This window comes from Rhizobium sp. N621, assembly GCF_001664325.1.
Classification (GTDB): Bacteria; Pseudomonadota; Alphaproteobacteria; order Rhizobiales; family Rhizobiaceae; genus Rhizobium; species Rhizobium esperanzae.
Genome location: NZ_CP013495.1, coordinates 955,761 through 981,163, shown reverse-complemented (window position 1 = coordinate 981,163; position 25,403 = coordinate 955,761). Strand labels below are relative to the sequence as shown.

Sequence of the window (25,403 nt, the reverse complement as noted above, 5' to 3'; positions counted from 1 at the left end):
ATCCGCGCCGCATCCATCAGCAGCAGTCGCATGGATCCCAGGCTCAAGGCCTGGGATGACGGAGAGTGTGGTTGGCGTTGTTGCCAAAATCGCCGTCGGCGTACAGAAACGTATTCATTCGGCCGGCACTTACGGCCTCCCTTGTAAAGGCGCAGAGACGGGCAGAGAGTAATTCGACTACCCTCTCCACCCCCCCAAAAGCACCACCTTCTCCACCCCGGCAAACCGCGCCACCCGCTCCAGTTCCGCCTCCAGCCGCTCCAGCCGCCCGGCAGAAGGCTTCACGCCCGGTTCCAGCCACAGCCGCCTGACGTCGAGCGTCGATTTCTTCCGGTCGGCCTTCATGTCGATGCGGCCGATCAGGCGGTCGCCTTCGAGCAGCGGGAAGACGTAATAGCCATATTCGCGCTTGGCTTCGGGCACGAAGACCTCGATGCGGTAGAAGAAGCCGAACAGGCGTTCGGTGCGGTTGCGGTCGCGGATCATCGGGTCGAAGGGGCTGAGCACGCGGATGCGCGGCGGAGCATCGGGATGGCTGTCGAGCGTCGAGAGAAAGTCGGCAAAGGCCCAGGATGGCCGTGCCTTGCCGTCGAGCGCCGGTTCGATCAGCACTTCGCTCAGCTCGTCGCGATGGGCTGATACCCAGGCCTTGGCCTCGTCGGGCGAGACAAGGTTCCAGAAGGCTGCGATCTCGCCGTGGGTGGCAAAACCGAGGCGGGTAAGCGCGCTGCGGCAGGCCCAATCGACAAAGTCTTCGCGGCTGACCTCCGGCTCGCGAAATTCGGCCGGGATGACGCGCTCGGTCAGATCATAGATCTTCTGGAAATTCGAGCGGCCGGCGATGGCGAACTTGCCGGTGTGCCAAAAATATTCGAGCGCCGTCTTGTTCGGATGCCAGTTCCACCAGCCGCCGGAAACATGACCATCGGCCTTGACGTCGCGCGCCAGCATCGCGCCATCGCGCCGCACACGCTCATAGGTCTCCTCGAAAGCCGCCTCGAAACCCTCGCCGCGCCATTTGCGCCAGCGCTCGACGAGGACTTTTTCCTGGTGGCGGAACTTGTGCTTCCAATAGACGAAGAAGGCGCTGGGCAGGATCGAGGCGTCGTGCGTCCAGTGCTCGAACAGCGCACGTTCCTTTTCGAGCAGTGCCTTCAGATGCTCGCGCCGATAGGTCTGGTTGCGGGAAAACAGGATCTGATGATGCGCCCGCTCCACCGTCTGGATACTGTCGACCTGGACGAAGCCGAGATCGTGGATCAACTGCAGCAGGCCGGCCCTGGTCAAGGCGCGGTTCGGTGGGGCGCTGAGGCCCTGCTTGGCAAGAAAGACGCGGCGCGCATCGGAATTGGACAGCAGATTCGTCATGGCCACATCATAATCCGGAAAATCTTCCTAGCCACCCGATATCGACAGGGAGATTTGCTCTTTCACCGAGGAGGGTCGACCGTATAGAAGGAGCGCTGTCAGGTTGGCGCCGATTTCTGCCCCTCACCCTAGCCCTCTCCCCGTTCTGACGGGGAAAGGGGACGTGCCCATGAGAGGCAACTGGGGACGGAGAGGTCGCGGCATATCCCCTTCGCGCCGTTTACGGGGAGAAGGTGGCGGCAGCCGGATGAGGGGCTGTTTCGCAAATCTCCCCACTATAAGGCGCTCAAGCGTCGCATGATGTTGACCTCCTGTGTCACGTCACCGGATGCAAGGTAGTTGGTTTGAACATTCAATTCGAAAGTGCGGGTGTCAGTTTCGGAGCGCGGGTGGCGCTGGAGCCGCTGACGCTCGCCATCACCGGCAAACGGATCGGCGTCATCGGGCTGAACGGCTCGGGCAAGACCACCTTTGCGCGGCTGATCAACGGGCTGACCAAGCCGACCACCGGCCGCGTCATCGTCAACGGCCGCGATACGGCCGACGAGAAGACTGCTGTCACCGATGTCGGCTTCATCTTTCAGTCGCCGCAGAATCAGATCATCCTGCCGATCGTCAAGGACGACATTGCCTTCGGGCTGAAGCGGCGCGGCCTCAGCAAGGCGGAGATCGAGGCAAGGGTCGAGGGCGTGCTGGCCCGCTTCGGCGCCGAGGCGCTGGCCGATCGCCGGGCGCACGAGCTTTCCGGCGGGGAACTGCAGGTGGCCGCGCTCTGCTCGGTGCTGGCGACCGGCCCGGGCATTCTCATCCTCGACGAGCCGACCAACCAGCTCGACCTCAAAAACCGGGCGCTGGTCGAGAGGATCATCGCCGGACTGCCGGAAAGCGCCATCGTCATCACCCACGACCTCGAGCTGATCGCCGGTTTCGAGCGGGTGCTCGTGTTTCACGAGGGTCGGCTCGCCGCCGATGAGCCGGCGGCCGAAGCCATCGCCCGCTACAGGGAGATCGCCGCCTGATGCAATCGCTCTACGTCGAAGGCAACAGCCGCATGCACCGGCTCTCGCCGCGGGCAAAGCTCCTGTCGCTGACGGCCTTCGCCATCCTGCTGTTCATCAGCCACAATCTGCTTCTGCTCTCGGGTGCCGTGCTGGTGGCGGCGGTTCTCTACGGTACGGTCGGCCTGCCGATCGGCGAGGCGTTGCTACGGCTGCGGCCGATCTTCCTGACGATTGCGGTTGTCGCCCTCTTCAACCTCATCTTCAACCCTTGGCAGGCGGCACTCGTGCCGGTGCTGCGGCTGACGGCGCTGATGCTTCTCGCCGCCAGCGTGACGGCGACGACGACCATTACCGAGTTCATCGACGAGGTGACGGCGCTCGCCCGCCCGCTCGAACGCACCGGCCGGGTTCAGGCCGATGATATCGGCCTCGCGCTCGGCCTGGTGCTGCGTTTCGTTCCAGAGATCGTCAACCGCTATCAGGCGATCCGCGAGGCGCACAAAGCCCGCGGGCTGAAGGTCCGGCCGACGAGCCTGCTTGCGCCGCTGATCATTCTGACGCTGAAGGACGCGGATAATGTCGCCGCTGCGATTGACGCGCGCCGCATTCGGCGGCATGGAAGTTAACAATTTCTTAATACGGAGTTCATGATGAGCACTCGCGACCTCGTCCTTACCGCCCTCTTTGCCGCAATCATCGTGGCGCTCGGCCTGCTGCCGCCGATCTCGCTCGGCTTCATTCCGGTGCCGATCACCGCCCAATCGCTCGGCGTCATGATGGCCGGTGTCGTGCTCGGCGCCCGGCGCGGCGCGATTGCCGTGCTGATCGTGCTGCTCTTGGTCGCGATCGGCCTGCCGGTGCTTTCCGGCGGCCGCGGCGGCCTTGCCATCTTCGCCTCGCCGACGGCAGGCTTCCTCGTCGGCTGGATCTTCGGCGCCTTCGTCACCGGCTATCTCAGCGAGCGGCTGGTCAACCACGGGCAGTCCGGTCTGGTGCAGACGGTGAGCTTCTTCCTCGCCGCCATGATCGGCGGCATCGTCGTGCTCTACGCCTTCGGCATCACCTATCTCGCAACGGTCGCAGGCCTCGGCTTCACGAAAGCCTTCGTCGGCTCGATGGCCTTCATTCCGGGCGATGTGATCAAGGCCGTCGTCGCTGCCCTCCTCGGCCGCGCCGTCATGGTCGGCTATCCCCTGCTGCCGGCGCGCGCTTGAGCGCGTAACGGCCGACTTGCTGAGCATACCGACAATGGCCGCCTTCCGCGCCAAGGCGGCCATTCTGCGTTGAAGGAAGTCGCGTGGATGCGCGTGCCAAGCCCGAGCACGAGCAAGAGTGGAGTGAGCTCTGCGGCAGGGGCCTTGAGTGGAGGGTCCCCCTGCCGCTCGATCTCCTCAACCTCGGTCATTCCAGGCCTTGAGCCTGGAATCCATTCCCCGGGCTGCAAGAGGCCACATGGATGCTCGGGTGCCCGAGCAGGACGGAGAGTGGGGTAAACTTCAAGGCAAGAACCGAGACGGGGAAATCGGACGTCATTACGCCTCCGGCCTACCTTCTCCTCGATTGCCCCCTAAGCCCGAGACTCCTTCGCTTGAAATCCGGCAGCGCGCTGCCCAAGCCGGTCGAGGAACCCTCGCAGGACCCTGCGGATCGGCGGCTCTCCCCATTTGCACACCGCAAGCGACATTGCGCAGACGAGCGCGACGGCGAAAACCAGCGCCAGGAGCGGCGCCAATCCCAGAGCAGTCAACCAGTCGAGAAGCTGGACGCCGATGGCGAAATGCAGGAGATAGAGCGGATAGGTCATCGAGCCGAGGGTCTTCACCGATTGAAGGAAGGAGGCCGGCAGGTGACTGATCCGCTTGCTGTATCCGACGCTTGCAACGATCGACGCCAGCCCCGCCGCCCAGATTGCGATTGCGGGAAACGACGAGAAGAAATGGCCCGCTGCGGCGAGCGTACGGTCGCTGGTGTTCTCGCCTGCCATGTAGATCTGAACAGTCCCCGTCGCCAGGGCGCAGAGGAAACCCAGCCAGGAAATTCGGTTCATCCGACCCTGAGACAGCAGCCATATGTAGATGCCGACAGCGAATTGGCAGCCATAATAGAAGGGAATGGCCCGCCAGGCGGTCTCGGTGAATATGGCCGGGATGGCTGCATCGGGAAAGGCGTATAACAGCGCAATGAATGCCGTGCTGGCCAACGACAGGCCGAGCGCCAGGGCAGGCATCCTCGTCTTTTGCCGCGTCGCGCACATGATGAAGACGATGGCATAGAAACAGATCTCGCATGCCAGCGTCCAGTATTGGCCATCTATCCATGGCCCGCCGGGATAGAGCGTGATCGAGCGCAGATAATTCCAGAGGACGCGCCTGTTGACGTCTTGCGTCGCGATGATGATCAGCGTCAGCGATGCACAGATCCATACCGCCGGATAGAGCCGCAGAATGCGCCCTTTGAGAAAGGACATGGGGCTGGCGGAAGCGGCGGAGTTAACGATGACGAAGCCCGATATGACGAAGAACAATTCGACGCCAACCCAGCCGGGTTGGGCGATGTTCTCGATCTCGGGCATTGGATACGGTCGGAGATATAGGGGCGAAGCCCAGGAAGCAAATCCAAGATGAAATACGGTCACCATGAGCGCGCATACAAATCGCAGTGCGTCGATCCCGTAAATATACGGGCTTCCAGCCGCAGACTTTGCCATATTGATTGTCTCCAACACCTTCGCCCCAGCGCCGACCCGACTGAGATAGGGCACATGTTTGCTGCGACGACCCCAAAATTGAATTGCGTGCCGGATTCGCTCGTCTATCAGCCCGTCAGATCAGTTCTGCAATCTCCGCGCGGGTCTGAGATTCCGGGCTTGTACGAAGTGTTGTTCGGGCAACAAAAAACCGCCTTGAGGCGGTCGGGCATTCTATCGATTTCCGTTTGATCTAGTCTCCTCCACCTCCGTCCCCGCCACCTCCGTCCCCGCCATCGCAGCCCCCGTCATCAGAGACCTCGATCCCAATTCCACCATCGCCACCTGAATCCGGACTGCGCCTGGTGTTTGCGGTGGTTTGGGTGGTTGTCCCCGCTCTTACCGCCGTGAGGGCAAAGGCCAGGACACCAGCGACGAGCATGGTCGTCAGAAGATAAGAATCCAATCAGTTTCCTTTCGTTTGCTTCAGGAATTCTTGTTTCCTGACCAAAATTGTAGATTATTCTTCGGTTTTCGCAATGGCCTCAATATGAAAGTTTCATGACATGCTGGAAAACCTCTCCTTGTCACTTGAGGCCCTCGCTCTGCGCTGCCGAAGTTACAGCGCAGAGTAATTTGTCTGGACTGCGGCCGTCACGCGGCCGTTCTTCGGGGAAAGAGGACGGCTTGCGGGGCGGCTTTGACCCATCCACGATCAGCGGATCCCGACAGAGGCGAGGAGACGGAATTCCGAGCCTGGCATGCAGCGCTGCGGCCGAGCCCGGCAGGAACGGCAGGAGGCAACGGGCAATGATGGCGAGGCCGTAGACCTGTTCCGCCAGGCAGGCGCCGAGACGGGCAGCGGCCGCCGTTCGGCCTTCCGGAGTTTTGCCGACGAGACGGATCGACCCATGAAAAGACCGCCTCGAGGGCGGTCGCTGGTGCTTTATGGACGCACGAAAGCCGCCACGCTATGAGCGCGGCATCATCATCACGAAAGTGCTGATCACGGTATTGTCCATGCACTTTTCCTAACATCGACGGCCGTTTCGAACAAGCGCGCACCTTGATCCGCGTTTGTGCCGATCGCTCCTCCCGAGCATTTCGCCCTTCAGCGTCCATCTCCGCACGGTTCTACCGCAGTCCAACGGCTTGGCATTCCTTCATGAACCATTCCGCGAAACGACGCACCGGCTTCTTCGCCGAGGAGCTGGTGATCAGGTAATATCCCTGGGTCTCGGCCGTGGAGATATCCGAAAGCACGACGAGGTCGCCGCGTTCGATCTCTCGCCGAAACACCTCGACAGGACATAGAGCGATCCCATGACCGGCGATCACTGCCGTGGCAAGAATGTTGAAGTCCTGAAAGATGGGTCCGCGGATCGGCGCGGCTGGCTTTATCTCGGCCTTGCGGAACCATTCTCTCCAGCCGTCCATGGATTCGTCATGCAGGAGGTCGGCCGTGGCAAAGGGAACGTTCTCGATAGCCCAATTGCGCTTTGCCAGATAATGGACGCTCGCCACCGGCTGGTTGCGCCGGGAGAATAACAGCCGGCTCTCCCGCCCTCCCGACAGATCTTCCCCCATGGTGATGAGAACATCCAGGCTTTCGTCATCGAAGCGTTCTTCCGCTCTTGCATAGACGATCCTGACGTCAAGGTCGGGATCACTCTCCCGGAAAGACGGAAGCGCGGGAACCAGCCAGCGCGACGCGATTGAAGGAATGCAGCCGACGGTGATCGAGCGCATATTGTGGTCTCGGCGCATATTGCCCGTTGCGTGGGCGATGGCTGCCAATGAGCCGGAGACGGCCAGATAATATTCGGCACCCGCCGGCGTTAGCGCAACGCCGCGTCCGGATTTCTGCAGCAGCTTGCGCCCCAGCCACGTCTCCAGATGTTTGATTTGGTGGCTGATCGCGGCATGGGTCACATGCAGCTCGTCTCCGGCTTTTGACAGGCTCATCAGCCGGGCTGTCGCTTCGAAGGCCCTCAATGCGTTGAGCGGCGGCAGCTGCATATGTTCGAATTCCTCACATGAGAGCCGGGATCGGCTCCTTCACTCACCTCAAATCCGGGAGAAACATGTAAATTATTCTAACAGTTTTCGCAATTTAGATCATTTGAAGCAAGCGTGGATTTCGGGGCCTAATGGATCATGGAGATCGAGCCATCTCCGCCATTTTCGAGGAGAAGAACATGTTTGTGAGAAGCCTGAAAGACGTGGAGCAGACCGAGCGTTTCGTCGATTGGGGCAATGGCACGAGCCATCGTCTGCTGACGCGGGATGACGGGATGGGGTTTACGGTCTGCCACACTGTCGTTCGCGCCAACACGCAAGCGCTGCTGCGGTACCGCAACCATCTGGAAGCCTGCTATTGCATTCAGGGAGAAGGCGAGGTCGAGGATATGGACGGCAATGTCTTTCCCATCCGCGTCGGCGACATCTACGTTCTCGACCAACATGATCGCCATTATTTGCGGGGTGGCAAGGACGAGGATCTCATCCTGGTCAGCATCTTCAATCCGCCGCTAAAGGGGACGGAACGTCACGATCTGAACAACAGCAGCGGTTCGGAATATTGAGCCTGGCTCCCGCACACCGATGAAGACCGGGATTGCGCCTCGAGTATTCACCGCATCAGCAGCGACACCAGGCGGACCCGGGAATTGACCCCGAGCTTGGCATAGATGTTTCTCAGGTGCGTTCTGAGGGTCTCGTAGCTGATATCGTCGGCCATCGCCACTTCCCTTAAGGAAAGGCCGCGGGCGATGGCCCACGGCCGAAGGGAGAGGTTCACAGGCTCCTCGTCACACCAGCCCCGGCACGACGAACACAAGCCAGGCGACGATCGGGCCGATGATGGCGATCAGCGCGCTGTAGACCAGCAACTGCTTGAGGACCTGCTCGCGCCTTTCATCCGGCGCATTGGCGACCACAAGCGCACCGTTGGTGGAAAATGGGCTGGTATCGACGATCGTCGTCGAGATCGCGATGGCGGCGACGACGCCGATGGCGCTGACATGGCCCTGCATGAGGAACGGGACGGCCAGCGGGATGATTGCGCCGAGCAGCGCGGTCGAGGACGCAAAGGCCGAAACGATGGCACCGGTGAAGCAAAGCAGAAGCGCCACCAGCAGCGGCATGCCGAGGCTGGATATGCCGTTCGCCACGTAATCGACGGTACCCGCCTTCTCCATGACGCCGACATAGGTGATGATGCCTGCTATCAGCAGCACGGTCGACCAGCTGACCTTGTCGATTGCCGCCTTCTGCGTCTTCGGGGACAAGAGCGCCAGGGCGACGGCCACGGTCATGGCGACGAGGCCGACATTGAACTTGAAAACCAGGGCGCCGATGCCGAGCGCCGTCAGGCCGATCAGGGTCGTAATTCTCTCATTGTTCAGACGCAGTGTCGCAGCGGTATCGGCCGCAGTGCCGTAGGCATGCTCCCGGATCGGCTTTGCCGGCGTGCCGCCGTGGCCCCTGATCGACGCCGACACGCCCTCGGGATGCAGTTCGGGCAAGGGGCCAGGTGATGTTGTCGGCGCGTGCTTCATGACTTTTGCGCCGCCGAAGGCGAAAAAGACCAGCACCGCGATCGCGAGGTTGAAGAAGAAGCTCGAGAGAAACAGCGAGGTCGGCGCGAAAGGCAGGCCGGCCTTGGCGACGATCTGATTGGTGATGCCGCCATAGATGCTGATCGGCGAAAAGCCGCCCGCCTGGGCGCCGTGGATCACCATCAGCCCCATCATGACCGGGTGAATGCGGTACTGGATGGCAAAGCTCAAGGCGACGGGCGCGAGAATGGCGACGGCGGCAGGCCCAAGCGCCCCGAAACCTGTTATGACGGCGGCGACGAGGAACATCACCCAGGGGATCAAGCCGATGCGTCCGCGCACCAGACGGACGGCGCATTCGACGAGCCAATCGATGGTGCCGTTGATCTGCGCGATGGCGAAGAGGTAGGTGACGGCGACGAGCGTCAGGAACAGATCGCTCGGAAAGCCAGCAAAAATATCGGTGGTTTTCATGCCGATGGTCATGGAGCCGAGCACGAAGGCGCCGGCAAAGGCGAGCGCGCCCATGTTGATCGGCTGGATCGTCGCAACGATGAACATAGCGATGAGCAGGCCTATGGCCAGTATTTCAATACCCATGATTCCCCTCCCTCCGACGCCTCCAGCGCCGTGGTTGCTGTTTGTGATGTTGATGCGGATACCGACGCGCCCTCCTCCCAGAGGGCAGTCGCCTTACGTCCTGGTGTAAAGATCGGCGTATTGCTGCCGCAGGATGTTCTTCTGAACCTTGCCCATCGTGTTGCGCGGCAGGTCCTCGGTGAAGATGATGCGTTTTGGCTGTTTGTAGCGGGCGAGACGATCCTGCAGGGCGCCGACAATGGTCTTTTCGTCCAGTACGACGCCGGGCTTGCGCACCACGATGGCCGTCACGCCTTCTCCGAAATCGGGATGCGGCACGCCGATCACGGCGCTCTCGACCACGCCCTCGATCCGGTCGATCTCGCTCTCGACCTCTTTCGGATAGATGTTGTAGCCACCCGAGATCACCAAGTCCTTGCCGCGGCCGACAATATGCACATAGCCGTCGCTGTCGATCTTGCCGAGATCGCCGCTGATGAAGAAGCCGTCGCCGGTGAATTCGGCCGCGGTCTTTTCCGGCATGCGCCAATAACCTTTGAAGACGTTCGGCCCCTTGATCTCGATCATGCCGGTTTGTTCCGGCGGCAGCACGAGCCCGGTTGCGGGATCGGTGACGCGCACCGTCACATCAGGCAGCGGAAGGCCGACCGTTCCGGCAATGCGTTTGCCGTCGTAAGGGTTGGAGGTGTTCATATTGGTTTCCGTCATGCCGTAACGCTCGAGGATCGCGTGGCCGGTCCGGGCCTCGAACTCGGTATGCGTTTCGGCAAGCAGCGGCGCCGAACCTGAGATAAACAGGCGGATGTTGGCTGCCGCCTCCTTGCCGAAGCGCGGGCTTTGCAGGAGACGCACGTAGAAAGTCGGAACGCCCATCAGCATCGTTGCCTCAGGCATCAGTGAAACGACCTCGTCGGCGTCGAACTTCGACAGCAGGACCATCGAGGCGCCGGCAAGCAGCGTGACGTTGGTGGCAACGAACAGTCCATGCGTATGGAAGATCGGCAGGGCATGGATCAGCCGGTCGTCTGACGTGACGCGCCAATAGTCCCGCAAGGTCAGGGCGTTCGACAGCAGGTTGCCATGGGTGAGCATCGCCCCCTTGGAGCGTCCCGTCGTTCCCGAGGTGTAGAGGATCGCAGCCAGATCGTCGGCAGAGCGCGACGCGTCGACGAAATCGGCCGGCTCGTCGCGCGCCAGATCGAGCAACGAGCCGCTGCCGTCGGCATCGAGCGTTTCGACGATCGCGCCGTGACGCTGGACGATCGTCGCGACGCCTTCGCGAGCAGCCGAGGCAACGACGACCAGACGCGGCTCCGCATCGCCGATGAAATAATCGAGCTCGGCCAGCGTATAGGCGGTGTTGAGCGGCAGGTAGACGGCGCCGCTGCGCAGACAGGCGAGATAGAGGATCAATGCCTCGGCGCTTTTCTCGACCTGCACCGCAACCCGGTCGCCTGGGCGAATGCCGAGCGTGTCCAACGCGCCGGCAATGCGGCCGGAAAGAGCGAAGGCGTCGCCATAGCTCCATGTCTGCCCGCTGCCGGTCCGCATGAACGGTGCGTCAGCGGGCGCAGCCGCCCGCATGGCGTCGAAAAGATGGTTGCTCACTTTCGCCCTCCAAGCGTTGAATTCATGATCTGTGCGAAGGCTCGAGAGCCTTGTTGGCCATTGCCGCCGCGGCGGCCTTCGTCGTTCTGGTTGAGCAGGCTTTTGACCGCAGGCGAGGCGATCACCTCGCCGCGCTGCGCCAAGGCCTCGTGGTTGGCCACGATGTCGTCGAGCTTGTAGAGATAGTTGACCATCAGACCGTGCGCCTGCTGCATCGCCTTCGGCGAGCGATCGCCGAGGAAATTCACTCTTTCAAGCCGGGCGCCATTGCCGAGATGGAAGCGGGCGACGGGATCGACCGGGCGGCCCTCCGGCGTGCGTTCTGTCAGGAAGTAGCGCGCAGCAAGCGGCAGCAGCACGCGCTCCACATCGGCCGCGCTGCTCTCGTTGTCGGGCCAGTCCGGATCGTCAAGCAAGGTCAGCGTTTTCAACGCCGCTTCGGATAGAGATGCATCGCCGGTCGCGGCGCGCATCCTGGCAAGCCAACGTGCAAAACCCGGGACGGGCGATAGCGTGACGAAGTTCTTGAGGCCCGGCAGGTCCTTGCGCAGATCTTCCACCACCTGCTTGATCAGGAAATTGCCGAAGGAGATGCCGCGCAGGCCGTCCTGGCAGTTGGAAATCGAATAGAAGACAGCGGTCGTCGCCTCGTCGGCGTTGATCTGCTCCCGCCCCTCATCGAGAACATCGGCGATCGCCTTCGGCACGGAGCGGGTGAGCGCCACTTCAACGAAGACGAGCGGCTCATCGGCCAGCCGGGGGTGGAAAAAGGCAAAGCATCGACGGTCGGCCGGCGCTAAGCGACGGCGCAACTCCTCCCAGCCGGCAATCTCGTGCACGGCCTCGTATTCGATGATCTTTTCGAGAATATACGCCGGCGTCGACCAATCGATGGGTCGCAGCGTCAGAAAGCCGCGATTGAACCAGGAGCCGAACAGGTGCGTGAAGTCGGCGTCCAGCGCGTGATAGGCTTCGGATCGGTTTTCGGAAGCAAGCAGCTGCTGACGCATCCGCACCAGCCTGGCGGTGCCGTTCGGCGCATGGTTCAACCGGCGCAGCAGCTCCTGGCGCCGCGGCTCGGCTGCCTGATGGAGCGCAATGACCGCGGCGGAGCTCTTGTCCGTACGGTAATTTTCAATCGCTTGGTCGAGCTTGCTTGCATCAGGCCCGAATTTCTCATGAAGCATATGAAAGAATTTCTGCGCATCCTCGCTCTCGAGCGCGCCCCAGCGATCGAGTATTTCGGCAGCAAGGGCTATGCCAGATGCTTCACCCCGGCTCGACAGGAGCATTTCACAGAGGGTCTGAAGATCGGCTTTGGCGGCGGCCTGCGTGTTGCGTGAGCCGGAAAACAAAAGCTGGCGACCGTGATCCGTGATGCTTTGCAGCATGTCGGTGAAGAAAGACGCCTCGGGCATGCCATTCTCCTCTCTTTCGAAGACGCCGCTCGATGCAGCCATCGGACATCGCTTCCCATCGCCGGGCTTCGCCGGTAGTATGTAGATTGTCATCTTTCGTACACGAGGTCAACATTTGTGTATACAAGAATGACGTTTATGTATGAAGGATGTGAGACAAATGTCCGAGAATGTCGGCCGGTGGCTTCGGGATGAGATTGAAAATGCGATACTTTCCTACGAATTCGCCCCCGGCGAACGGCTTGACGAAACCGTGCTTGCCAACCGGTTCGGCGTGTCGCGAACGCCGGTGCGCGAAGCGCTGATGCAGCTTGACGCCATCGGGCTGATCGAAATCCGTCCGCGCCGGGGTGCGGTCGTGATCGATCCGGGACCGCACCGGATCTACGAGATGTTCGAGGTCATGGCCGAGCTCGAGGGCCTGGCGGGCTCGCTCGCCGCCCGCCGGCTGGACAAGGCCTCCCGCGAAGCGATCACCGCCACCCACAGCCGCTGCGAACAATCCGCCTCCGCCGGTGACAGCGATGCCTATTATTACGACAATGAGGCATTCCATAAGGCCATCTACGCCGCAAGTCGCAGCGATTTCCTGCAGGAGCAATGCGCGCAGTTGCATCGGCGCCTGCGGCCCTATCGCCGTCTGCAGCTGCGCGTGCGCAACCGCCTGTCGACCTCGTTCTTAGAACATTGCGCCATCGTCGATGCGATCTTTGCCGGAGACGGCGACGAGGCCCGCCGCCTGCTGCGGACGCATGTCGGCATTCAGGGAGAGAGGTTCAGCGATCTGGTCGCAAGCATGGCGACGAGATAGAGTGACCTAATCCAAAAACCCGTAAAGCCAATCGCGCGTTTCCTCCGGCAGCGAGGCCGGCTGCTGATCCTCGCCGCTGCGGGCCTGCCAGATGATCTCCACCTCGGCGGCGCGTTCCTCGCCGGTGTCAATCGAAACGAGGAAGCCGATGGAACGCACGCCGATCTTGTCGACGGCGGCGGTAAAAAGGGCCGGCTCGTCGTAATGCAGCGGGCGGTGGAGAACGCAGGTAATCTTGCTGGCGTTATAGACCGGTTCGTCCTCGACCTCGGGCCGAGCCGACCAGAAGCTCGCAATGACGGATTCGGCATAGGAAATATAGGAAGCCAGGAACATCCGGCCGTTCATATCGACATCGCGAAACGGTACATGTATTTCCGTCACACCCGGGCGTTTCGACTGACTCATCAACAACTCTGCCTGCAAAATTCCCCGTTAACGACAGTAGCACGGGGTTTTTCGAAGTAAACGGCTGAGATGACAGGAATTTATAATGCCACCGGCGGCGAGATGGTGCCGCGGGAGCACTTGTTGAAATCGGCGGGCAATGCCCCATCTGCTGTGGATCATGACAGAAGCGGCCGATAGAGTGTCTCCATGAGCACCCGTCTTTATGAACACCCGATCTTCCTGGAACATGTGACGCCCGCCGGACACCCTGAGCGATCGGACCGGATCCGGGCCATCAATGTCGCGCTGGAACATCCGAATTTCGAACGGCTAGAGCGTCGGCAGGCGCCTGAGGCGAGCGAGGATGCGGTGCTGCTCGCGCATCCGGAGGAGCATCTGACCGCCGTGATGCGGGAGATCCCCGAGGAAGAGGACCGGATCAACCAGCTCGAAGCCGATACTTATGCCAGCGTCAAAAGCCTGCAGGCGGCGCTGACAGGCGTCGGCGGGGCGATGGCGGCGGTCGACGACGTCTTTTCCGGTGCCGCCGACAATGTCTTCGTCGCCGCGCGGCCGCCCGGGCACCATGCCGAAAAGTCGACGGCGATGGGCTTCTGCTTCTTCAACAATGCCGCGATCGCCGCCCGCCATGCGCAGAAGCGGCATGGCGCCGAGCGCGTCGCCATCGTCGATTGGGACGTCCATCACGGCAACGGCACCCAGGATATCTTCTGGGACGACCCCTCGGTGCTGTTCTGCTCGACGCATCAGATGCCGCTTTATCCCGGCAGCGGCGCCAAGGAGGAGAAGGGCAAGCACAATACCATCGTCAACGCGCCGCTTTCGCCGAATGTCGGCAGCGACCATTTCCGCGAGGCGTTCAAATCGCGCGTGCTGCCGGCGCTCGACGATTTCCGGCCGGATCTCATCATCATCTCGGCCGGGTTCGACGCCCATCACCGCGATCCGCTGGCGCAGATCAACCTGACCGGCGAGGATTTCGATTGGGCCACTGGCCGCGTTCTGGAACTGGCCGACCGGCACGCCAAGAACCGGGTCGTCAGCCTGCTCGAAGGCGGCTATGATCTGGAAGGGCTGGCCGAATCGGCCGGCATGCATATTCTGCGAATGATGAAGGGTTGAGAATGACTGACAGCGCCAAGCCGGAAGTGGCCGGCCTTTCCTTCGAAAAGGCGGTCGCCGAACTCGAAAGCATCGTCGCCCGGCTGGAACGCGGCGACGTGGCGCTGGATGAATCGATCGAGATCTACGAGCGCGGCGAAGCGCTGAAGAAACATTGCGAGACACTGCTTTCGGCCGCCGAAAACCGCATCGAGAAGATCCGGCTCGACCGCGCCGGCAAGCCGCAGGGCGTCGAGCCGCTGGACGGCGCCTGAGCGGATCGAAGAGCCTTTCGAAGGCGCTTGGGATCGGCTTGCGGCCGATCTATGATCCCCTCCAGAACCATGAGGGGACAGACAAATGACGGATAGATTGAAGGGCAAGGTCGCTATCATCTCTGGCGGCGCGACCGGCATGGGTGGCGCTGCCTCGAAGCTGTTTGCGGCCGAAGGCGCGCGTGTCGCGATCATCGACCGCAATGGCCAGGCGGCGGCCGAGACCGTCAAGGCGATCCGCGATGCCGGCGGCGAGGCCGACTGCTGGACGGCCGATGTCTCGGATGAAGCCGCTGTCAAAACAGCCGTCGCCGGCGTCGAGGAACGCTACGGCGCGGTCACCGTGCTCTTCAACCATGCCGGCACGATCGTCATCAAACCCTTCCTGGAAACGACCGTTCAGGAATGGGACTGGCTGCATGCCGTCAATGTGCGCTCGATGTTCCTGATGACCAAGGCTGTGCTGCCGAAGATGATTGCCGCCGGCGGCGGCTCGATCGTCTGCACCTCGTCGATCTCGGCGGTCGCCGCCACGCCGATGGAAGTGCTTTACGACACCACCAAGGGCGCCGTGCATATGTTTGCCCGGGCAATTGCAGTGGAATTCCGCGACCGCAACATCCGCTGCAACGCCGTCTGCCCCGGCTTCATCCGCACGCCGCACGGTCTGCGCGAGGTGGCCGACCTGCAGGCGCTCGGCGTCGATGTTTCGGATGCCGCCATCGCCGCGCAGCAGGGGCGGATCGGCGAGCCGGAGGATGTGGCACGGGCCGCCCTTTATCTCGCCAGCGACGAGTCGAGCTTCGTCAATGGCGCCCATCTCTTCGTCGACAACGGCTTCACCGCCATCTGAGCGCAAGCCCATCTCGATTGGACGCGCGAGGTGTGAGTCTCTATCTATGGCCGACGTCCTTACAAGCGGAGACCCGTCATGTCCTTCTTTCCCGGTAAAGACCCCCTGCCCGGCGATGCCTTCGCCTGTGACGCGATCGAGAACCTGATCATTCCGCGCACCAGCGATATCGGCGGCTTCCAGGTGCGGCGCGCCCTGCCGACAAGGCAGCGGCGGCTGGTCGGACCGTTCATCTTCTTCGATCGCATGGGGCCGGCGATCCTGAAGCCCAACGAGGCGCTCGACGTCAAGCCGCATCCGCATATCGGGCTGTCGACCGTCACCTATCTCTTCGACGGCGAGATCCGCCATCGCGACAGCCTCGGCACCGAAAAGGTCATCCGTCCCGGCGATATCAACCTGATGACGGCCGGCCGCGGCATCGTCCATTCCGAGCGCACGCCCGACAATCTGCGCGGCCACCCGCTGCTGATGTCGGGGCTGCAGACATGGCTGGCGCTGCCCGACGACAAGGAGGAGATCGATCCCTCCTTCGCCCACACGGAAAAGACCGACATGCCGCTGATCGAAACATCCGGTGTGCGCGGACGTGTCGTCATCGGCTCGTTCGAAGGCATGACATCGCCGGTCGGCACGCTCTCCGACACGCTCTATGTCGATCTCAACCTGCAGCCCGGCGTGCGCTTTCCCTTCGGCGCCGGCCATGAGGAACGTGCCGTCTATGTGCTGTCGGGCGAGGTGGTGATCGCGGGCGACCGTTTCGCCGCCGACCAGCTGCTGGTCTTCCGACCGGGTGATGCGATCACGCTCGAAGCCGGCGGCGACGGCTGTCACCTGATGCTCTTCGGGGGCGCGGCGCTGAACTCGAAACGCTATATCTGGTGGAATTTCGTCTCCTCCTCGAAGGAGCGGATCGAGAAGGCCAAGGAGGAATGGCGCACCGGCCGCTTCGATATCGTGCCGGGCGACGAGGAGGAATTCGTGCCTCTGCCGGAAGGGTGACGGCGGCGATGCAGCGCCGCCGGCAACGTGCGAACATCAGCCCGCCGCGAAATAGCGCGTCAGCGCACCCTTCGTGCGATTGATGTAGCCGTCCTGCCAGCTGTCGTCGACGTTGAGAAAGCCCGACCAGCCTTTCTTGCCCTGCCGCTTCAGCTCCGCCTCGACGGCACGGAAGCGGTAATGATCGTAGACATCGAGGATATGCACCGCATAGGCTTCGGCAAGCGCCCGGTCGCCTTTGACGATCAACATGTTCTCGTCATTGGCGTACGAGGCCTTGAAGCCGAGATTGTGGCTGCCGAGGACGACGACGCAGTCCTCCGACAAGGGATCGATCACCAGCACCTTGTCGTGAATGATGGCGCCGACTTTCTTGGCCGTCAGCTCCTCCGCACCGAAATCCGCCAAAAGCTGGCGGTCGTCGATGCGCGAGGCGCGGACGATCGAGACATTGGCCTCGTCGAACGTATGGGGCGAGACGGCGTCGACATCGTCGTCCTCATCGTCGGGGTCGTTCTTCTTGCCGGCGACGTAATTGGGCATGGCCTGCGGGCTGGAAACGGCGCCGGTGACGATCAGCTTCTGATCCTTGAGGCCGATATCGATCGCCTCGCCGACGATGCAATCCCTGCCCGATTGGCCGGGATAGAAGGCGAGGAACAGCACGGCGTGCTCGGCACGGCGCATCAGCCGGTAGACCTCGCGCAGGTCCGGCGGCGTCGCCTTGCCCTTCTTGCGGCTCTGCATGTTTGGCGAAAACCATGCTTCGATCGAATCGCCATTGACGGTCGGGATGAGCGAAGGCGTTTCGTTCGAGTGCCGGAACGCCTTGCTCTGCTGGTTGTCGGGCATGCCGTCGTCGAATTCGACCGGCGCTTCCAGCGTCGCATTGTCTTCCAGCATCCGCTCCCAATACGAAACATAGGCCGCGGCGACGGCATCGTTCCTGACGATCAGCGCATTGTTGGACTGGCCGGCAAGGCCGGTGGCCGTCCAGTTGGTGCTGCCGGTGAAGACGCTGCGGTCACCGCCGGCCGGCGGAATATGGACGACGAACTTGTTGTGGCCGATCTGGCTCGAATTGTTGAACATGCGGTGGTGAATCTCGACGCCGGCCTCGATCAGCGCCGTGCGTGCGTGGGCATTGCGCACATCCCAATCGTCTCCGACTTTTCCGGTATTGGCGAGGATGATCCGCAGCTTGTCCTTGTTGGCAAGCAGCAGGTCGAGCAGTTCCAGGTCCTCCAGCTCATAGAGGGCGACAAGGAAGCGGCCGGGCGCATTCATGAAGTCCCTGAGCATCGGGATGACATCGCCGGCAAGATATTTGCGGATGCCGTTTTCCGGATTGGAGATCATGTCGATCAGCTCGTTCGGCTGCTTGACACCGTCTTCCAGCAGAACGTTGCGCAACCATTGGGCGGCAAGGATGCCGTTGGTGAAGCTGGATTCGAACTGGCCGCGCTTGCGCGTCACGTGCACAGGATTGGAGGCGACGGCCGGCCCGAGATAACCGAGCGGCCGCGGCGGCCCTTCATAGGCCTTGACCGCGATTTTCTCAAAGCTGCCGTTCTTCTCGATCGGCTTGCCCTTGTCGTCCCGCTTGTTGATCTCGACCGTCTGAGGCGTCGGATCGGGCGCGGCCTGCATGCCCGGTTTCAGGTCGCCGAGCGGGCGGATCTCATAGCGCACGCGGACCTCGTCCGGCCGCCGTTTCATTTCGTTGCGCCGCTTGCGCAGCGTCAGGTCGCGCCAGGAGAACTTCTGCACCGGCCAGAGCGAGGTGGTTTGCGGCAGCCAGTGCGGATTGCGCTGTCCCTTGAAGGCGACCCAGGCGGCGCAGGTCACACGGTCCTCGCTGCCATCAAGCTTTTTCGCCACGTTTCCCTGCTCGTCGAGATAAACGCGGACGACTTCGAACCCGAGGCATCCCTCGATCTTGGCATCGATGTCCCAGGCCACATAGGCGACCTCGTTGTTGACATAGGCATGCGCTGCAACAATCGTTCCCATGATCTGTCCCCCAGCCAGTGCGGCAACAGTGCTACCATTCCGTGTCATATTCAAGCTGCTCGCCGGTTTGCCGCGCGTTCGCTCGGCTGGGCAAATCAGGCGAATGCAACTCACAGAAATAGAAAGTGATATCTTCCGAAACCGCTCACACTTTTTTCCGCCATGCTCTAAGGTGAAAACCTTCGGTTCCTGAAATGCACTTGTTTTGCCCCGATCTAATCGAATAAAGCGAAACGAGGAAAAGCAAGAAAGAGCGCCCGCCCGTGACACAACTGCCGAAGACCCCCCTGCTCGACCAGGTCGTCTATCCCGCCGACCTGCGCAAGCTCGAGGATCGCGAGCTGCCGCTGCTTGCCCGCGAGGTCCGGGACGAAATGATCGATGCGGTGTCGCGCACCGGCGGTCATCTCGGCGCCGGTCTCGGCGTGGTCGAGCTGACAATCGCCATCCACAGCGTCTTCGATACGCCCAATGACCGGCTGATCTTCGATGTCGGCCACCAGTGCTATCCGCACAAGATCCTCACCGGCCGGCGCGACCGCATCCGCACACTGCGCCAGGAAAACGGGCTTTCCGGCTTCACCCGCCGGGCGGAAAGCGAATATGATCCCTTCGGGGCGGCGCATTCCTCGACCTCGATCTCGGCTGGCCTCGGCATGGCGATCGCCGCCGATCTCGAGAAGACCGACCGCCGCGTCATCGCCGTCATCGGCGACGGCGCGATGTCGGCCGGCATGGCCTATGAAGCGCTGAACAATGCCGGTGCCCTCGATGCCCGCCTCATCGTCATCCTCAACGACAACGACATGTCGATCGCGCCGCCGACGGGAGCGATGAGCGCCTATCTCGCCCGCCTCGCCTCCGGCCGCACCTATATGGGCTTCCGCGACTTCGGCAAGAAACTGACGGCCTATCTCGGCAAGAATATCGACCGGGCGATCACCCGCGCCGTCGAGCATGCCCGCGGCTACGTCACCGGCGGCACGATGTTCGAGGAGATGGGCTTCTATCATATCGGGCCGATCGACGGGCATTCCTTCGATCACCTGCTGCCGGTGCTGCGCAATGTGCGCGACAATGCGCGCGGCCCGGTGCTGATCCACGTCGTCACCCAGAAGGGCAAGGGCTATCCGCCGGCCGAAGCCGCCGCCGACAAATATCACGGCGTCAACAAGTTCGACGTCATCACCGGCGCCCAGGCGCGGGTGAAGCCGAACGCACCGAGCTATACCAGCGTCTTTGCCGAGGCGCTGGTGCAGGAAGCTGCCCTCGACGAGAAGATCGTCGGCATCACCGCCGCCATGCCGAATGGTACCGGCCTCGACAAGCTCGCCGAAGCCTTTCCGTCGCGCTGCTTCGATGTCGGCATCGCCGAGCAGCATGCCGTGACCTTCGCCGCCGGCCTGGCTGCGGAAGGCTACAAGCCGTTCGCCGCGCTCTATTCCACCTTCCTGCAGCGCGCCTATGACCAGGTCGTGCACGACGTGGCAATCCAGGGACTGCCGGTGCGTTTTCCGATCGACCGCGCCGGCTTCGTCGGCGCCGACGGCCCGACCCATGCCGGCTCCTTCGACACCGCCTTCCTCGCCACCCTGCCCGGCTTCGTGGTGATGGCAGCAGCCGACGAGGCCGAACTCAAGCATATGGTGCGCACCGCCGCCGCTTATGACGCCGGCCCCATCTCCTTCCGCTATCCCCGCGGCGAAGGTGTCGGCGTCGACATGCCGGCCCGCGGCGAAATCCTGCAGATCGGCAAGGGCCGCATCGTCAAGGAAGGCACCAAAGTGGCCCTGCTTTCCTTCGGCACCCGGCTTGCCGACTGTCTGCTGGCCGCCGAAGATCTCGAGGCCGCCGGCCTGTCGACGACGGTCGCCGATGCGCGCTTCGCCAAGCCGCTCGACCACGACCTGATCCGCCAGCTCGCCCGCCACCACGAGATGCTGATCACCGTCGAAGAAGGCTCCGTCGGCGGCTTCGGCAGCCAGGTGATGCAATATCTCTCAAGCGAAGGCCTGCTCGACAACGGGTTGAAGATCCGTTCGCTCGTGATGCCCGACATGTGGATGGAACAGGCCAAGCCGGAAGCGATGAACGCCCATGCCGGGCTTGATCGCGCCGGGATTGTTTCGACGGTGTTCCGGGCGCTGGGGCGCAGTATTGCGGTTGGGGTTGCTGGATAATGATTGGTGAGGGTGCCGTGTGGCCCCCTCATCCGCCCTACGGGCACCGTCTCCCCTCTGGGGAGAAGAGATTTGCGGCGACGTCTCGACTCCCTCTTCTCCCCTCGGGGGTCCGAAGGACGGGTTGAGACCCGTGGCTCAACCCCGGTCGGTGCCCGTAGGGCGGATGGGGGGGGGGCCGCGAGGTCGGACGGAGACAGAAGCTTATTCCCAACAAAAAGGCGGTGCATCCGCTGCGCCGCCTTTTTCATTTGACGTCTCTTTCCGAGAAGGAGCGCCCTCTCAGAACTCCGTCCAGTCTTCCTGCACCGCAGCTGCTGCCGTTGCCTGTCTTCCGCCGAAGGCTTTGCTGACCTTGCTGGCGAGCGCACGGGCCGGTGAGGCGACCGGGCGGGAGGCGGGCGTTGCGGCTGAAGTCTTCTGGGCCGGAGCGGCAAGCTGGGTGCCGAGCTTGAACTGACGCAGCAATTCGTCCAGGGCGCTGGCTTCCTGGGCGAGCGCATGGCTCGCCGCAGTCTGTTCCTCGACCATGGCCGCATTCTGCTGCGTGCCCTGATCCATGTTGTTGACGGCGGTGTTGATCTCCTGCAGCCCGATCGACTGTTCGCGCGTGGCGGTGACGATCGCGTTGACGTTGCGGTTGATCTCCTGCACCTCGGCGACGATGACTTCCAGCGCCTTGCCGGTCTCGCCGACCAGCGACACGCCGGTCTGCACATGCGTGCCCGACGTGGTGATCAGATCCTTGATCTCCTTGGCCGCCTTGGCGGAGCGCTGGGCGAGCTCGCGCACTTCCTGGGCGACGACGGCAAAGCCCTTGCCGGCCTCACCGGCGCGGGCGGCCTCGACGCCGGCGTTCAGCGCCAAAAGGTTGGTCTGGAAGGCGATGTCGTCGATGACGCCGATGATGTTGGAGATTTCGCCGGAGGATTTTTCGATCTGCTGCATGGCGGAGACGGCGCGGCGGACGACGTCGCCCGACTTTTCGGCGCCGAGGCGGGTGCGCTCGACGAGATTGCCGACATCCTCGGCGCGCTTGGCGCTGTCGCGCACCGTCGTCGTCACCTCTTCGAGTGCTGCTGCGGTCTGTTCGACAGCGGCGGCCTGCTGCTCGGTGCGGTGGGCAAGATCGTCGGCGGCCGAGCGGATCTCGCCGGCGCCGGCATTGATCGCCGAGGCGTTGTGGCCGACCGACTGGAGTGCTGCCTGCAGCTTTTCGACGGCATTGTTGAAGTCGTTGCGCAGGCTGTCATATTGCGGCGCGAACGGCGTCTGGATGCGGGCGGCGACATCGCCGACAGCAAGGCCGGCAAGGCCGCCGGCCAAGGCGTCGACGGCATGGCGGAGCTCGCCTTCCTCGCGCGCCTTCTGCTCATCGCTTGCCTGGCGCTGGCGCTCGGCATCGTCACGCATGCGGTCTGTTTCACCGGCAAGGCGCAACTTCTCGATCGCCGCCTGCTTGAAGACCAGCACCGACTGCGCCATGCGGCCGATTTCGTCGCCGCGCTCGACAGCCGGGACCTCGATGTCGTTCTGACCGCCGGCGAGGCGATCCATGGCGGCAGTCATGCCGACGACCGGGCGGACGATGGTACGCGACATCAGCCAGGCAAGAAGGGCGGCGGCAAGCGAGGCGACAATGCCACCAGCAAGCAGTGTCGTCGCCAGATCGCTGTTGGCATCGGCCCGGATCGCGGCAAGCGCATTCGACTTTTCGCGGGCGGTGGCCTTGATCTTGGCGGACGCCTGGCGGAAACCGTCGAGCTGGCCCTTGGTGGCGTTGACGCCGATCTTGACGACCTCTTCGATCGGCATGTCGGTTTCCTTGCGCGCCTTGGTCTGCGGTTCGGCAAGCTCATGGAAATAGAGGTCGGCGGCCTTCTGCATGCTGTCGATCATCTCGACCAGCTGCGGCTCGCCTGATGCCGTCTGCCTGGCGGCGGCGATCGCCTTCAGCATGCGCTCGCGATTGGCGAAGACGTCGCCATAGGTGCTGTCACTGCGGAAGAGGATGAAGCCGCGCAGGTTGACCGCCTGCTCGAGCATGGCCTGCAGCGCATCATCGATCTGATTGACGAGCAGCTCCGATTTTTCCTGCTCGGCGGAGGCAGCCGCCGATGCCGTCGCCTTGGAATAGACGAAAGCCGAAACGGAGATGAAGATCAGAATGAGGGCTGCGAACGTGGCCGCAAGCTTCCCGTTCAGGGATATGTTTTTAGCAGACATGGTCAAATTCTCCTGACGACAATCGACGCGGCGAGAGACGGTCGCGCGCTAGGCGCAACCGCAGAGATTTGGAATCGGAAACATGATCGGCGGAAGACGCCTGCGCCTTCATGGCACCAAGCGGTTTGGACCAACCGCTGCAATCGTGCCGACCCTATGCGGGCAGACTTTAAATTTGCTTAAATTGCGCATCTCAGGAATTGCCCTTTAATCGGCTGGGAATAAAATGCTTGCAACCGACTGATTTGCCGGTCATTCACAGCCGATGTCCGATCAGAACAGCCAACGCCTCGACCAGCTTCTCGTTTCCCGCGGCCTCTTTGCCAGCCGCTCGCGGGCGCGCGACGCCGTGCAGCGCGGCACGGTCAGGATCGGCGGCCAGGTCGTAACCAAGGCCGGCGCGCTCTTCGACGACGATGCCGATATCGAGATCGACGATCCGGCACAGGCTTACGTCTCGCGCGCCGCCCTGAAGCTTGCCGCCGCTCTCGACCATTTCCGACTCGATCCGTCCGGCCATCACTGTCTCGATATCGGCGCTTCCACCGGCGGCTTCACCGAGGTGCTGCTGCAGCGCGGTGCTGCGCATGTCACCGCAATCGATGTCGGCCATGGGCAGATGCATCCGCGGATCTCGGCCGACCCGCGGGTGACGAACCGCGAAGGCCTCAACGCCCGCCATCTGACCGCCGACGATATCGGCGAGCCCGCCACCTTCATCGTCTCCGATGTCTCCTTCATCTCGCTGAAGCTGGCGCTGGCTCCGGCGCTCGATCTTGCCGTGGCGGGTGCCGTCGGCGTGCTGCTGGTCAAGCCGCAGTTCGAGGCCGGGCGCGAGGCGATCGGCAAGGGCGGGCTTTTGAAGGACCTCTCGTCTGCTCCGGCCGTCGCGTCGGAGCTGGAGCGTTGGTTCACCGAGGACATGGGCTGGAAAAGCCTCGGCCTCATCCCCTCCCCGATATCAGGCGGCGACGGCAATCGGGAATACCTTCTGGCAGGATTGAAACCGTGAGCACCGAAACCGTCACGATCGAGAAACTCGGCGCCCAGGGCGACGGCATCGCAAGCAACGCCGGCGGGCCTGTCTACGTGCCCTTTTCCCTGCCGGGGGAAATGGTGGCGATCGCCCGCGTCAAAAGCCATGGCACGATCATGTCGATCGCAGCGCCCTCGCCCGACCGGCAGGAACCGCCCTGCCGGCATTTCGGCCCGGATGGCGTCAACGGCACCTGCGGCGGCTGCACGCTGCAGCATCTGGCCGACGGCCCCTACCGCGCCTTCAAGCGCCAGCTGGTCGTCGATGCGTTGAAATCCAAGGGGTTGACGCCTGATGTCGGCGAAATCGTTCCGGCCCACCCGGGCGAGCGCCGGCGTGTGGTGTTTGCGGCGCGCCGGACCGAGAAGGATATGCTGATCGGTTTCAACCAGGCCGAAAGCCATCATATCGTCGCCATTGAGGAATGTCCGATCTCGTCTCCGGGCATCGTCGCCCGGCTGCCGGCGATCAAGGCGATCGCTGCGTCGCTGGCGACCAGCGCCGAACCCTTCCGGATCGCCGTGCTCGAAACGCTCTCCGGCCTCGACCTGGCGGTCGACGAGATCAAGAAACTCTCCGACCCGCAGCGGCGCAAGGCGATCGAAACCGTGCTCGGCCTGCGCGGCATCGCCCGCGTGACGCTGAACGGCGAAATCCTCGTCGAGCCGGCCAAGCCGATCATCGATTTTGACGGCGTCGAGGTTTCACCGCCGGCAGGCGGCTTCGCCCAGGCGACCAAGCCGGCGGAAGAGGCGATGGCGGAGCTGGTGCTCGCCCATGTCGGCAAGGCCAAGCGGATCGCCGATCTTTTTGCCGGCGCCGGCACGTTTTCGCTCAGGCTGGCGCGAATCGGCCGGGTGCATGCGGTCGAGGCCGAGGCAACGGCGCTCGCAGCCCTCGACCAGGCCGCCCGCAAAACCCAGGGGCTGAAGCCGGTGAGCGTCGAAAAGCGCGATCTCTTCCGCCGCCCGCTGATGACGCAGGAGTTCAAGCCGTATGACGCCGTCGTCTTCGATCCGCCGCGCGCTGGCGCGGAGTTTCAGTGCAGGGAGCTTGCCCGCTCAGCCGTGAAGAAGATCGCGGCCGTCAGCTGCAACCCGCTGACGCTGGCGCGCGATCTCGCGATCCTCGTCGAAGGCGGCTACCGCATTACCGGGGTAACGCCGATCGACCAGTTCCTCTGGACCTCGCATGTCGAGGTGGTGGCGACGCTGGCGAAATAGGCGGCTGCCTGACGCTTCGCAGTCAATGCGA

Annotated in this window: 21 protein-coding genes and 2 pseudogenes; 12 read left to right on the top strand and 11 right to left on the bottom strand. The window is 62.7% G+C overall.

Annotation, left to right across the window (positions count from 1 at the left end; translation table 11 throughout):
* Positions 1–177 precede the first annotated feature (177 nt).
* Positions 178–1,368, bottom strand: coding sequence for a winged helix-turn-helix domain-containing protein (locus tag AMK00_RS04745; RefSeq protein ID WP_064809733.1), 1,191 nt, complete (start codon positions 1,366–1,368; stop codon positions 178–180).
* Between the two features lie 344 nt (positions 1,369–1,712).
* Between AMK00_RS04745 and AMK00_RS04740 the strand changes: the two genes are divergently transcribed.
* The 3 genes from AMK00_RS04740 to AMK00_RS04730 are packed head-to-tail and all read left to right on the top strand — an operon-like array spanning position 1,713 to position 3,583.
* Positions 1,713–2,387 carry an energy-coupling factor ABC transporter ATP-binding protein gene (locus AMK00_RS04740; RefSeq protein ID WP_064800903.1) on the top strand — a complete coding sequence of 225 codons (675 nt, stop codon included), beginning with the start codon at positions 1,713–1,715 and terminating at the stop codon, positions 2,385–2,387.
* On the top strand, positions 2,387–2,995 hold the full coding sequence (locus AMK00_RS04735; RefSeq protein WP_011424276.1) for an energy-coupling factor transporter transmembrane component T family protein: 609 nt from the start codon (positions 2,387–2,389) through the stop codon (positions 2,993–2,995). The genes AMK00_RS04740 and AMK00_RS04735 overlap by 1 nt, the downstream gene beginning before the upstream one ends.
* 24 nt (positions 2,996–3,019) lie before the next feature.
* Entirely contained in the window at positions 3,020–3,583 is a 564-nt protein-coding gene (locus tag AMK00_RS04730; protein WP_011424275.1) for a biotin transporter BioY, read from the top strand.
* Between the two features lie 353 nt (positions 3,584–3,936).
* Here AMK00_RS04730 and AMK00_RS04725 read toward each other — a convergent pair whose 3' ends face one another.
* From AMK00_RS04725 to AMK00_RS04715, 3 genes and pseudogenes are all read right to left on the bottom strand, one after another.
* Positions 3,937–5,076: an acyltransferase family protein gene (locus AMK00_RS04725; protein WP_064809732.1), complete on the bottom strand. Its 1,140-nt coding sequence runs from the start codon at positions 5,074–5,076 to the stop codon at positions 3,937–3,939.
* Positions 5,077–5,709: 633 nt separating this feature from the next.
* Positions 5,710–5,942 (bottom strand): annotated as a pseudogene (locus AMK00_RS32840) (methionine--tRNA ligase); the annotation flags it as partial.
* 247 nt (positions 5,943–6,189) lie between these two features.
* On the bottom strand, positions 6,190–7,074 hold the full coding sequence (locus tag AMK00_RS04715) for a LysR substrate-binding domain-containing protein (protein ID WP_064809730.1): 885 nt from the start codon (positions 7,072–7,074) through the stop codon (positions 6,190–6,192).
* Between the two features lie 179 nt (positions 7,075–7,253).
* Between AMK00_RS04715 and AMK00_RS04710 the strand changes: the two genes are divergently transcribed.
* Positions 7,254–7,640, top strand: coding sequence for an ectoine synthase (locus AMK00_RS04710; protein WP_064811641.1), 387 nt, complete (start codon positions 7,254–7,256; stop codon positions 7,638–7,640).
* Positions 7,641–7,687: 47 nt separating this feature from the next.
* Here AMK00_RS04710 and AMK00_RS30520 read toward each other — a convergent pair.
* From AMK00_RS30520 to AMK00_RS04695, 4 genes and pseudogenes are all read right to left on the bottom strand, one after another.
* A pseudogene (locus AMK00_RS30520) lies at positions 7,688–7,831 on the bottom strand (LuxR C-terminal-related transcriptional regulator); the annotation flags it as partial.
* 34 nt (positions 7,832–7,865) lie between these two features.
* Positions 7,866–9,215 (bottom strand): SLC13 family permease, encoded by a 1,350-nt coding sequence (locus AMK00_RS04705; protein ID WP_064800897.1) that lies wholly within the window; start codon positions 9,213–9,215, stop codon positions 7,866–7,868.
* A gap of 93 nt (positions 9,216–9,308) precedes the next feature.
* Entirely contained in the window at positions 9,309–10,823 is a 1,515-nt protein-coding gene (locus tag AMK00_RS04700; RefSeq protein WP_064809729.1) for a malonate--CoA ligase, read from the bottom strand.
* A complete protein-coding gene (locus tag AMK00_RS04695; RefSeq protein WP_064811640.1) occupies positions 10,820–12,241 on the bottom strand; it encodes a malonyl-CoA decarboxylase in 1,422 nt (473 codons plus the stop codon). The genes AMK00_RS04700 and AMK00_RS04695 overlap by 4 nt, the downstream gene beginning before the upstream one ends.
* A gap of 160 nt (positions 12,242–12,401) precedes the next feature.
* Between AMK00_RS04695 and AMK00_RS04690 the strand changes: the two genes are divergently transcribed.
* Positions 12,402–13,052, top strand: coding sequence for a GntR family transcriptional regulator (locus tag AMK00_RS04690; RefSeq protein WP_064809728.1), 651 nt, complete (start codon positions 12,402–12,404; stop codon positions 13,050–13,052).
* Positions 13,053–13,058: 6 nt separating this feature from the next.
* On the opposite strand, the gene AMK00_RS04685 is transcribed toward AMK00_RS04690, so the two are convergent.
* Positions 13,059–13,460 carry an acyl-CoA thioesterase gene (locus AMK00_RS04685; protein WP_064800894.1) on the bottom strand — a complete coding sequence of 134 codons (402 nt, stop codon included), beginning with the start codon at positions 13,458–13,460 and terminating at the stop codon, positions 13,059–13,061.
* Positions 13,461–13,649: 189 nt separating this feature from the next.
* Here AMK00_RS04685 and AMK00_RS04680 point away from each other — a divergent pair, with 189 nt between their 5' ends.
* From AMK00_RS04680 to AMK00_RS04665, 4 genes are all read left to right on the top strand, one after another.
* Positions 13,650–14,585, top strand: a complete 936-nt coding sequence (locus AMK00_RS04680; RefSeq protein ID WP_064809727.1) for a histone deacetylase family protein — start codon at positions 13,650–13,652, stop codon at positions 14,583–14,585.
* Positions 14,586–14,587: 2 nt separating this feature from the next.
* Positions 14,588–14,839: an exodeoxyribonuclease VII small subunit gene (locus tag AMK00_RS04675; RefSeq protein WP_012482899.1), complete on the top strand. Its 252-nt coding sequence runs from the start codon at positions 14,588–14,590 to the stop codon at positions 14,837–14,839.
* Positions 14,840–14,924: 85 nt separating this feature from the next.
* Positions 14,925–15,692: an SDR family NAD(P)-dependent oxidoreductase gene (locus AMK00_RS04670; RefSeq protein WP_064809726.1), complete on the top strand. Its 768-nt coding sequence runs from the start codon at positions 14,925–14,927 to the stop codon at positions 15,690–15,692.
* A 78-nt stretch (positions 15,693–15,770) separates the two neighbouring features.
* Positions 15,771–16,694, top strand: a complete 924-nt coding sequence (locus tag AMK00_RS04665) for a pirin family protein (protein ID WP_064809725.1) — start codon at positions 15,771–15,773, stop codon at positions 16,692–16,694.
* A gap of 36 nt (positions 16,695–16,730) precedes the next feature.
* Here the strand turns inward: AMK00_RS04665 and AMK00_RS04660 are convergent, their stop codons facing one another.
* Positions 16,731–18,707: a phospholipase D-like domain-containing protein gene (locus AMK00_RS04660; RefSeq protein ID WP_064800890.1), complete on the bottom strand. Its 1,977-nt coding sequence runs from the start codon at positions 18,705–18,707 to the stop codon at positions 16,731–16,733.
* A 263-nt stretch (positions 18,708–18,970) separates the two neighbouring features.
* Here AMK00_RS04660 and dxs point away from each other — a divergent pair, with 263 nt between their 5' ends.
* Positions 18,971–20,887, top strand: coding sequence for a 1-deoxy-D-xylulose-5-phosphate synthase (gene dxs / locus AMK00_RS04655; RefSeq protein WP_064809724.1), 1,917 nt, complete (start codon positions 18,971–18,973; stop codon positions 20,885–20,887).
* Positions 20,888–21,169: 282 nt separating this feature from the next.
* Here the strand turns inward: dxs and AMK00_RS04650 are convergent, their stop codons facing one another.
* Positions 21,170–23,113 (bottom strand): methyl-accepting chemotaxis protein, encoded by a 1,944-nt coding sequence (locus AMK00_RS04650; protein ID WP_064809723.1) that lies wholly within the window; start codon positions 23,111–23,113, stop codon positions 21,170–21,172.
* A 265-nt stretch (positions 23,114–23,378) separates the two neighbouring features.
* On the opposite strand from AMK00_RS04650, the gene AMK00_RS04645 reads away from it, so the two are divergent.
* Positions 23,379–24,125, top strand: a complete 747-nt coding sequence (locus AMK00_RS04645; protein ID WP_064809722.1) for a TlyA family RNA methyltransferase — start codon at positions 23,379–23,381, stop codon at positions 24,123–24,125.
* Positions 24,122–25,372, top strand: coding sequence for a class I SAM-dependent RNA methyltransferase (locus tag AMK00_RS04640; RefSeq protein ID WP_064800886.1), 1,251 nt, complete (start codon positions 24,122–24,124; stop codon positions 25,370–25,372). Before AMK00_RS04645 ends, AMK00_RS04640 begins: the two co-directional genes overlap by 4 nt.
* Positions 25,373–25,403 lie beyond the last annotated feature (31 nt).